Origin of the sequence: Blastococcus sp. CCUG 61487 (assembly GCF_005222955.1) — a bacterium.
Taxonomy (GTDB): domain Bacteria; phylum Actinomycetota; class Actinomycetes; order Mycobacteriales; family Geodermatophilaceae; genus Blastococcus.
In genome coordinates, this window is sequence record NZ_LWUA01000068.1 from 25,726 (window position 1) to 34,458 (window position 8,733).

At 75.3% G+C, this 8,733-nt stretch carries 10 protein-coding genes; 4 read left to right on the plus strand and 6 right to left on the minus strand.

The window, feature by feature from the left end; translation table 11 throughout:
- On the minus strand, nt 1-1,128 hold the full coding sequence (locus tag A6V29_RS05625) for a polyprenyl synthetase family protein (protein ID WP_249933042.1): 1,128 nt from the start codon (nt 1,126-1,128) through the stop codon (nt 1-3).
- Nucleotides 1,129-1,306: 178 nt separating this feature from the next.
- Between A6V29_RS05625 and metF the strand changes: the two genes are divergently transcribed.
- Nucleotides 1,307-2,218, plus strand: a complete 912-nt coding sequence (gene metF / locus A6V29_RS05630) for a methylenetetrahydrofolate reductase [NAD(P)H] (protein ID WP_212719021.1) — start codon at nt 1,307-1,309, stop codon at nt 2,216-2,218.
- On the opposite strand, the gene A6V29_RS05635 is transcribed toward metF, so the two are convergent.
- A complete protein-coding gene (locus tag A6V29_RS05635; protein ID WP_137159400.1) occupies nt 2,202-2,843 on the minus strand; it encodes a hypothetical protein in 642 nt (213 codons plus the stop codon). The genes metF and A6V29_RS05635 overlap by 17 nt on opposite strands.
- A 100-nt stretch (nt 2,844-2,943) precedes the next feature.
- On the opposite strand from A6V29_RS05635, the gene A6V29_RS05640 reads away from it, so the two are divergent.
- Together A6V29_RS05640 and A6V29_RS05645 are read left to right on the plus strand one after the other, a co-directional pair.
- Complete coding sequence (locus tag A6V29_RS05640) at nt 2,944-3,624, plus strand: CDP-alcohol phosphatidyltransferase family protein (protein WP_137159401.1); 681 nt, start codon at nt 2,944-2,946, stop codon at nt 3,622-3,624.
- A gap of 100 nt (nt 3,625-3,724) precedes the next feature.
- Complete coding sequence (locus A6V29_RS05645; RefSeq protein WP_137159402.1) at nt 3,725-4,702, plus strand: carbohydrate kinase family protein; 978 nt, start codon at nt 3,725-3,727, stop codon at nt 4,700-4,702.
- Here A6V29_RS05645 and A6V29_RS05650 read toward each other — a convergent pair.
- Entirely contained in the window at nt 4,699-5,349 is a 651-nt protein-coding gene (locus tag A6V29_RS05650; RefSeq protein ID WP_249933043.1) for a flavin reductase family protein, read from the minus strand. The two genes, A6V29_RS05645 and A6V29_RS05650, sit on opposite strands and share 4 nt — an antisense overlap.
- 58 nt (nt 5,350-5,407) lie before the next feature.
- Here A6V29_RS05650 and A6V29_RS05655 point away from each other — a divergent pair, with 58 nt between their 5' ends.
- The gene (locus A6V29_RS05655; protein ID WP_137159403.1) at nt 5,408-6,331 is read left to right on the plus strand and encodes an alpha/beta hydrolase; all 924 of its coding nucleotides are present in this window, start codon (nt 5,408-5,410) and stop codon (nt 6,329-6,331) included.
- Here the strand turns inward: A6V29_RS05655 and A6V29_RS05660 are convergent.
- The 3 genes from A6V29_RS05660 to A6V29_RS05670 all read right to left on the minus strand — a co-directional run.
- Nucleotides 6,282-7,409, minus strand: coding sequence for a glycosyltransferase family 2 protein (locus A6V29_RS05660; protein WP_137159404.1), 1,128 nt, complete (start codon nt 7,407-7,409; stop codon nt 6,282-6,284). The genes A6V29_RS05655 and A6V29_RS05660 overlap by 50 nt on opposite strands.
- Entirely contained in the window at nt 7,406-8,230 is an 825-nt protein-coding gene (locus tag A6V29_RS05665; protein ID WP_249933044.1) for a carotenoid biosynthesis protein, read from the minus strand. Before A6V29_RS05665 ends, A6V29_RS05660 begins: the two co-directional genes overlap by 4 nt.
- Nucleotides 8,227-8,733: phytoene desaturase family protein (locus A6V29_RS05670; protein WP_137159405.1), on the minus strand; the 507-nt coding region annotated here is incomplete at its 5' end. The genes A6V29_RS05665 and A6V29_RS05670, both read right to left, overlap by 4 nt.

The following is an 8,733-nucleotide window of genomic DNA, read 5'->3' on the forward strand; positions in this document are numbered from 1 at the left end:
TCAGGCGGCGCGGCTGGTCGCGGCGACGGCGAGCGCGTCGAGCGCGGCCTTGGCGTCGTCGGCCAGCGGGGCGTCGGCGATGGCCTGGCGGGCCGTGGCGGTGCCCTGGGCGATGCGCTCCTCGACGCGGGCGCGGGCGCCGGTGCTCTCCAGCAGGTCGCGCAGGGCGTCGAACTCGGCGGTGCTCGCCGAGGTGTTGCCCAGGAGCTCACCGAGCAGGCGGCGGCCGGCCGCGTCGGCGGCCTCCTCGGCCAGCGCGATGAGCAGGGTCTGCTTGCCCTCGCGCAAGTCGTCGTCGGCGGACTTGCCGGTGACCGTCGGATCGCCGAAGACCCCCAGGACGTCGTCCCGGAGCTGGAACGCCTCGCCCAGCGGCAGGCCGATCGCGGTGGTGGCCTCGACCGCGCGCGGGCCCGCCCCGGCGATGGCGACGCCCAGTTGCAGCGGGCGCTGGACGGTGTAGCCGGCGCTCTTGTACCGAGCCACGGTGAGCGCGCCGTCGGGGCCGGGCAGGCCGCCGGCGGCCCGGAGCAGGTCGAGGTACTGGCCGGCGGTGACCTCGGTGCGCATCGTGTCCCAGACCGCGCGAGCCCGGCTGAGCGCCGCCTCGGAGATGCCCGAGCAGCGCAGCATCTCGTCGGACCAGACCAGCGACAGGTCACCGACCAGGATCGCGGCGCCGGTGCCGAACAGGTCGCCGTCGCCCTGGAGCGCGTAGGCGGCGTGCCGGGCGGCGAAGCCGATGTGGGTGGACGGGCGGCCCCGGCGGGTGGCTGCGGCGTCCATGACGTCGTCGTGGACCAGGGCGCTGGCGTGCACGAACTCCAGCGCGGAGACCGCGCGCAGGACGGCGTCGTCGTCCTCCGCCGCTCCCGGTCCGGTGTCGCGGGCCCCGCGCCAGCCCCAGTAGGCGAAGGAGGGGCGCAGACGCTTGCCGCCGGCCGCGAGGGCGGCGACCTCGTCGACCACGGGGGTCAGGCTGGCGTCCATCCCCGCGAGCGTGGTGCGCTGGCGCTCGAGGAACTCGCCGAGCGCCGCGGAGATGCCGGTGCGCAGGCGGTCCAGGTCGGCGGCGGCCAGGGACGGCACCGGAGGGGCTGCCGTGGGGTGCGGGGTCCCAGTGGTCACCGGGCCAGTATCGCCCCACCGAGGCTGATGCGGCGGAGTTCCGGTGGAGAGCGTGCTGCCATGCATGGGTGGATCCGCCTTTCCCGCGTCGTCCGGTCGAGGAGACTTCGCTCGCAGGCGACGGTCCGGATGCGGATCCGGGCAACTTTTCGGGGCGGGGAACGTACTCTCGGTGCCCGTGACCCCGACCGTGCGTGAACTCCTCGCCTCGGAGCGACCGACCTGGTCCTTCGAGTTCTTCCCGCCGAAGACGCCCGACGGCGAGGCCCAGCTGTGGACGGCGCTGCGCCGGCTGGAGGCGCTGCGGCCGTCGTTCGTCTCGGTCACCTACGGCGCCGGCGGCTCGACCCGTGAGGGCACGGTGTCGGTGACCGAGCGGATCGCCACCGAGACGACGATGACGCCGATGGCGCACCTGACCGCCGTCGACCACAGCATCGCCGAGCTGCGGCACGTGATCAGCCGCCTCGCCGACGCGGGGGTGCGCACGATCATGGCGCTGCGCGGTGACCCGCCGGGCTCGGATCCGCAGGCCGAGTGGATCGCCCACCCGCAGGGGCTGAACTACGCCTCGGAGCTGGTCGAGCTGATCAAGTCGATGGGCGACTTCTCCGTGGGGGTCGCGGCGTTCCCGGAGCGGCACCCGCGGTCGCCGGACTTCGACACCGACGTTGACATGTTCGTGGCCAAGTGCCGGGCCGGCGCGGACTTCGCGGTGACCCAGATGTTCTTCCGCGCCGAGGACTACCTGCGGATGCGCGACCGGGTGGCCGCGCGCGGCTGCGACGTGCCGATCGTCGCGGGGATCATGCCGGTGACCAACGCCAAGCAGATCAAGCGGATCGTGCAGCTCTCCGGCCAGGCCTTCCCGGCCGAGCTGGCCGAGCGGTTCGAGGCGCTGGACGGCGAGAGCCCGGAGGCGAAGGCCGCGGTGCGGGCCTACGGCGTCGAGGTGGCCACGGAGCTGTGCCGCACGCTGCTGGACGAAGGCGTGCCGGGGATCCACTTCATCACCATGAACAGGTCCACCGCGACGGCGGAGGTCTACGCCAACCTGGCCGGCGCCACCGCCGTTACGCCGGCTCGCTGAGCCCCTCGGCCAGCACGGCCGCGGCCTGGGCGGCGGCGCGACGCAGCGCTTCGCGCTCGGCGGCGTAGCCGCCGGCGACGCCGACCACCGGGATGCTGGACAGGAAGCGGTGCCGCAGCTTGCCCTTGGGCCGGGCGTCCAGGGTGTCGTCGATCCGGCTCAGCAGCCGGGAGACCCGCCAGATCGTCCGGACCGCGCCGCGCACGCCCTTCCGCTTCTCGGCCGCACCGAACGCCTCCTCGCGGTAGGCCCGCTCCGTCCTGCCGAGCAGGGGCTGCACGTCCGCGGGCGGCAGGGCGCGGTCGAGCAGGACCCGGGCGAGCAGGGAGACCCGCTCGGCCGGATCGGTGACGCCGTGCTCACCGGCCACGCCCAGCACCACGATCGCCTGCACCGCTGAGCCCACGGTGTTCTGCAGTGGCAGCAGGTCGGCGAGCTTTCCGGCGAACCGCGGCGTCGCGGAGACCCCCGCGGCCACCCGGGACGCCCGTTCGGCCCACCAGGCGTCGCGCTCGGCCTGCGGCAGCTCCGGTGGGCGGCCCATCCGGTTGGCGAGCGGCGTGGCCAGCCGGTCCACCTTGCGGAGGACGTCGACGACGACGGCATCACTGATCGGGGCAGCCATGCGAGGAGACATGCCCGGGCGGCGCACCTTTCACGCGAACGCGCGTCGCTGTCGCCGCCGCGGCGCTCGTTTGGTGGACTGCGCTGGTGAGGGAGCGCGCGTGCTGAGCCGGGAGGAGTACCTCGCCGCGTGGTCGCGGTGGCACGGCGGCAGTGACACGACGACGCCGCTCGTGCGGGGCTGGCTCACCCTCGCCCACACCCTCGCCCGGCCGATCGCCGGCCTGCCGCCCGTCGTCGCCACCGCCGCCGGGCTCGCCGTGGCGGCGGCCGCCGTCGTACCGGCGGCCGCGGGTGGGACGTGGCTGATCGTCGCGGGACTCCTGGTGGGACTGTCCGGTCTGCTCGACAGCCTGGACGGGGCGCTGGCGATCGGGACCGGCCGCGCGTCCCAGCGGGGTTACGTCCTGGACTCGGTGGTCGACCGGCTCACCGAGGTCGCCTACGCCGGTGCGCTGTGGGCCGCGGGTGCGCCGGGGTGGCTGGCCGTCCTCTTCGGGGCGTTCTGCTGGCTGCCCGACTACGTGCGCGCCCGAGCCGGCCAGGCCGGCGTCGACCGCACCGGTCCCATCTCGCTGTGGGAGCGACCGACTCGGGTGCTCATGGCGGGGTTCACGCTCGGGGGCGCGGGGGTCGTCTCGGGGCTGGAGGTCGCCGGCGTCGACGGCGCCGTCCTGACGACGACGTCGGGCGCGGCCGTGGGCGCCCTGCTCGGGGCCGTGGCCACCGTGCAGCTCGGGTGGTGGCTGCGCTCCGAGCTGAGCGGCCCGGGTGGCGGCTGAGACGGGCGGTGCACCGCGGAGTCCCACGGGGGCAGCGGCCGCCTAGGGTGTTCGGTGCCCGGCGCCCGGCGCCCATCGAGCGAACCCCCAGGAGCAGTACGTGCCCGTCCTCGTCACCGGCTCGATCGCCACCGACCACCTCATGACCTTCCCCGGGAAGTTCACCGAGCAGTTCGTCGAGGGGCAGATGGAGCGGGTCTCGCTCTCCTTCCTGGTCGACGACCTGGTGCTGCACCGGGGTGGTGCCGGCGCGAACATGGCCTTCGGCCTGGGCCTCCTGGGGCTGCAGCCCGTGCTGGTCGGCGCCGTGGGCAGCGACTTCGCCGACTACGAGGCGTGGCTCGGCCGGCACGGCGTCGACACCGCGAGCGTGCACTGGTCGGAGCTCAAGCACACCGCCCGCTTCGTCTGCACGACCGACAGCGCGAACAACCAGATCGCGTCGTTCTACCCCGGAGCGATGAGCGAGGCCTCGCTGATCGAGCTCGCGCCGGTGGCCCAACGCGTCGGGACGCCGGACCTCGTCGTCATCGGGCCGAACGACCCGACCGCGATGGTGCGGCACACCCAGGAGTGCCGGGACCGCGGCTACCCCTTCGCCGCCGACCCCAGCCAGCAACTGGCCTTCGCCGACGGGGACATGATCCGCGAGCTGGTCGACGGCGCCGAGGTGCTGTTCTCCAACGAGTACGAGGCCGCCCTGCTGCTGCAGAAGACCGGCTGGACCGCCGACGAGGTGCTCGCGCGCGTGGGCACGTGGGTGACCACCCGCGGCGCCGAAGGCGTCCTCGCCCGCCGCCAGGACGCCGAGCCGCTGTCGGTCAAGGCCGTGGTCGCGACCAAGCCGGTCGAGCCGACGGGCGGCGGCGACGCCCTGCGCGCCGGATTCCTCGCCGCCCGCGCGTGGGGGCTGGGCCTCGAGCGCGCCCTGCAGCTCGGGTCCGCCGTCGCCACCGCGGCGGTCGAGGTGACCGGCACGCAGGAGTACACCCTGGCCCGGGGGGCCTTCCTGCGCCGCTTCGCCGAGACCTTCGGGGCCGAGGCGGCCGACGAGGTCGGCGCCCACCTGCCTGGCTAGTCGCCGCGGAGGCGCTCGCCGATCGAGGGGTCCTCGGCCCAGCGGCGGTAGGGGATGCGCGCGATCTCGCGGACCTCGCCGATCGTCGACCACTCGTTGCCGCCGAGGCGGGCCAGCGGCTGGAGGTGCTCGATCCGGGGCCGGCCGTCGCGGACCGCGGCCGCCGACACCGTGATCACCTGCACGCGCCCGAAGACCACCGTGCTGTCGCCGAGCCGAACGGTGGAGTGCAGCGTGCACTCCACGGACACCGGTGAGCCGGCCACGCGGGGGACGCCGACCCGCTCGCTGGGCGCCAGCGCGACGCCGCACTCCTCGGCCTCGCTCGAACCCGCCGGGAAGTCGGTGGCCGTGGCGTTGATCTGCTCGAACAACCGCTCCGGGGCCAGGCTGATCGTGAACTCGCCGGTGGCCTCCACGTTGCGCAGCGAGTCCTTGCGGCCGACCGAGGTGAACTGGACGACCGGCGGGCTCACGCAGGCGACCGTGTAGAAGGAGTGCGGCGCGAGGTTGAGCACGCCGTCGGCCGAGCGGCTGCACACCCAGGCGATCGGGCGCGGCACGACGACGGAGTTCAGCACGCGGTAGAAGGCCCGGGACTCCATCTCGGCGGGGTCGAACAGCACGTACTCGGTCGCATCGGTCACGGCGCCATCGTGGCCGGACCTGCGGCGGCCCGCGCGGGCGGCCCTAGGGTGACGGCACATGAGCAGCCTGCAGATGAGGGTCGTCGCGGCGTTCCTGCGCCTGACGCGCAAGCCGCGGATGGCGACGGCGGACAAGGGCCGGGCCCGGCTCGCCGAGCCCAAGGGGCCCTCGGGCCCACCGGCTAGGCTGCGCAGGCGGCACGACGTCACCACCCGACGGGTCGAGGGTTTCGAGTGCCACACGGTCGCGCCCGCGGGCCGGCTCGCCGACCGGGCGGCGATCTACCTGCACGGCGGGGCGTACGTCAGCGAGATCGCCCCGCAGCACTGGGCGCTGATCTCCGCGCTGGCCGACGCCGGCGTGCGGGTCGAGGTGCCTTCCTACGGACTCGCGCCGCAGCACACTTACCGCGAGGCCTATCCGTTCGTGACCGCCGTCTACCGGGACCTGCTGGCCGAGGTCGACGCCTCGGCGATCACGCTGCTCGGCGACTCCGCCGGCGGCGGGCTCGCCCTGGGGCTGGCGCAGACGCTGCCGGAGGCAGATCTGCCGCAGCCGCGCCGCCTGGTGCTCGTCGCGCCCTGGCTCGATCTCACGCTGAGCAACCCCGAGCTCCCCGAGGTGGAGAAGCGCGACCCGTGGCTGAGCACTCCCGGCCTGCACGTGGCGGCCGCGGCGTGGGCCGGCGGCGACGATCCGGCCGGTGCGCGGCTGAGCCCGCTGAACGGCCCGCTCGCCGGGCTCGCCCCGATCGACCTCTACGTGGGCACCCGGGACATCTGCCTGCCCGACGCGCTGCTGCTGCGGGACCGCTGCGCCGTCGAGGGAGCCGGGCTCCGGCTGACCGTGTGCGAGGGCGCCGTCCACGTGTATCCGCTGGTGCCGGTCCCCGAGGGACGGGCCGCGGCGCGGCAGATCGTCGCGGAGGTGGCTACCGCGGCACCCGGTCAGCGCCCGGCAGCCGCCGGCCCCGCCAGCTGAGCGTGCCGCGGCGGCGGCCGGCGACCGACCGGAGCACCAGCGCGTCGAACACGAGGATCGACAGCGGGTGCGCCAGCGCGTCGGGCCAGACCCGGCTGCCGGTCGCCGTCGCCACCGCCGCCCTGCCCGCGGCTCCGGCGAGCCAGCCGACCAGCCCGGCCCGGGACCCGCGCAGCGCGGCCAGCGGCGGCACCACCCACACGGCGGTGAGCCCCGCTGCCGCGAGCAGCGCCGCGGCCGGGCGCCCGCCGACGGCGGCCCAGAGCGACTTCGTGTAGCCGTCGCGCAGGGCCGGCCAGCCGTCGTACATGCGGCAGGCCGCCAGCGCGGAGCCGTCGATCGGGACGCCGCGGCCGCCGGCGCGCTTGACCGCTCGGAGCAGCGCGATGTCCTCGAGCACCTCGTCGCGGACCGCGCCGTGCCCGCCCGCGCGGTCGTACCCGTGCCGGGTGAGCACCAGGAACTGCCCGTTGGCGGCGGCGAGCGACGGCCGGGGGGAGCGCTCGGCCAGTCGCAGGGGCAGCGTGGTCGCCCACAGCCAGGGCGCGAGGGGCTGCACGAGCCGTTCGGCGAGGCCGTGCGCGAGCGGCCGGGGCCACGGGGACACCAGGTCGAGCCGATGGCGCTCCAGGACGGCGACCGCGCCGGCGATCGCGTCGGGGAAGAGCCGCACGTCGGCGTCGACGAACACCAGCAGGTCGTCGTCCCGTTCCTCTACCGAGGCCACACCCGTCGCGCAGGCGTGCGGCTTGCCGAGCCAGCCGGGTGGGGGAGGCGGCGCCTGCACCAGGCGCACCCGCGGGTCGGTGACGGCGCGGACGACGTCGGGCGTCGCGTCGGTCGACTCGTCGTCGACGACGACGACGCGCAGGTCGGGCACGCCGCGCTGGTCGAGCAGCGCGGCGAGGCACCCGCCGATCTGCGACTCCTCGTCGCGGGCCGGCACGATCACGGTGACCGGCCGCGAGACCACGGGCGGATCGGCGGGTGGGCGGCGCAGCAGGGCCATGTTGAGCGCTGCGTGGGCGGCCCCCGCGACCGAGAGGCCGGCGAGCACGCGCACCGCCCGGCCGCTCACCGTCGCGGCACCGACCGGCGGCGCTGGATCGCGAGGACGGCGAGCACCACGGCACCCAGACCGGCGCCCCAGGCAGCCGAGCCGGGCAGGTCCAGCCAGCCGGCGTGCGCGAGCGCGCCCCCGAGCGTCATCCAGCCCAGGACCAGCATCGGGGCCAGGTCGCTGATGGCCGGCGGCGCGGCGGTGCGCTCGTCGAGCAGGTCGAGCAGGGTCATGAGGACCGCACCGGCCAGGAGCCAGCCCGCGAGGTTGGTCAGCGGCACGGTGTCGATGCCGGGGAGCCCGGGTTCGGGGTGCGCCCAGGTCCAGTAGCCGGCGTCGACCATCTGCGGGTCGAGGACGACGTCCCAGGCGGCGAACACGCCGGCCGCCCAGGCGATGCGGGCCGCCCGCCGGCGCTCCGGGCGCACCGGCGCGGCGAGCCGGCGCCCCAGCAGCCAGCTCGGCCAGGCCATCATCAGCCAGGCGAGCGGCACCAGGAACGGCACGCCGAGCAGGGTCGGGCCGAGCACGTCGCTGTAGGTCCAGCTCCCGTACGGGAAGCCGGTGGCCAGCCCGAGTGCCTCGAACCCGATGGACGCGGCGAGGACGAGCGCGAGCACCCCGAAACCCGTGCGCAGGCCCCGGCTCAGCCAGGCGTGCACCACCGACAGCGTGCCGCCGAGCAGCACGATCGCCCAACTCACCACGTCCCGGGCGTCCCCTGAAGTCAGCGGGTAGGCGATGGCGGTGAACACCACGGCGAGCGCGATCAGCAGCGGCACGAACTGCCGGGCACCCCAGTCGCGCGGCACCGGCACGTGGACGATCGACGGGATCACGAGGGCCGCCGCAGCCCGGCCAGCGCCCGCCGCAACATCCGGCCGGCACCGGTGCGGGCCCGCGCGGGCGCGGTCCGGTCGGCCAGCAGGACGCGGGCCGACGTCCGTCCGGAGTTGCCGGAGACGCCGCCGCCGGGGTGGGTGGAGGCGCCGGCCAGGTAGAGCCCGGCGAGCCCGGGCACCCGGTAGCCCGACAGCGCCGGCGTCGGCCGGAAGCCGAACATGCTGGCCAGCCCCATCTCCACGTGCATGACGTTGCCACGGGGGAGGGACAGTTCGCGTTCGAGCGCCAGCGGCGTCTGTACGTACAGCCGCTGTACCGAGTCGGCGAACCCGGGCGCGTACCTGTCGACGGCCGCCACGAGGCGGGCAGCTTCCTCGTCGGCGAGGGCGTCCCAGTCGGCGCCGTCGGCGAGGGCGTACGGGTACCACTGCCCCCAGATCGTGACGACGTGCCGGCCGGGCGGGGCGAGCGTGCCGTCGCTAGCTGTACTGCTCAGACA

Excerpts from the sequence above, each read along its gene's own strand:
- A6V29_RS05635 (WP_137159400.1), bottom strand. The coding sequence starts at position 2,843 with ATGGCTGCCCCGATCAGTGATGCCGTCGTCGTCGACGTCCTCCGCAAG.
- A6V29_RS05655 (WP_137159403.1), top strand. The coding sequence starts at position 5,408 with ATGAGCAGCCTGCAGATGAGGGTCGTCGCGGCGTTCCTGCGCCTGACG.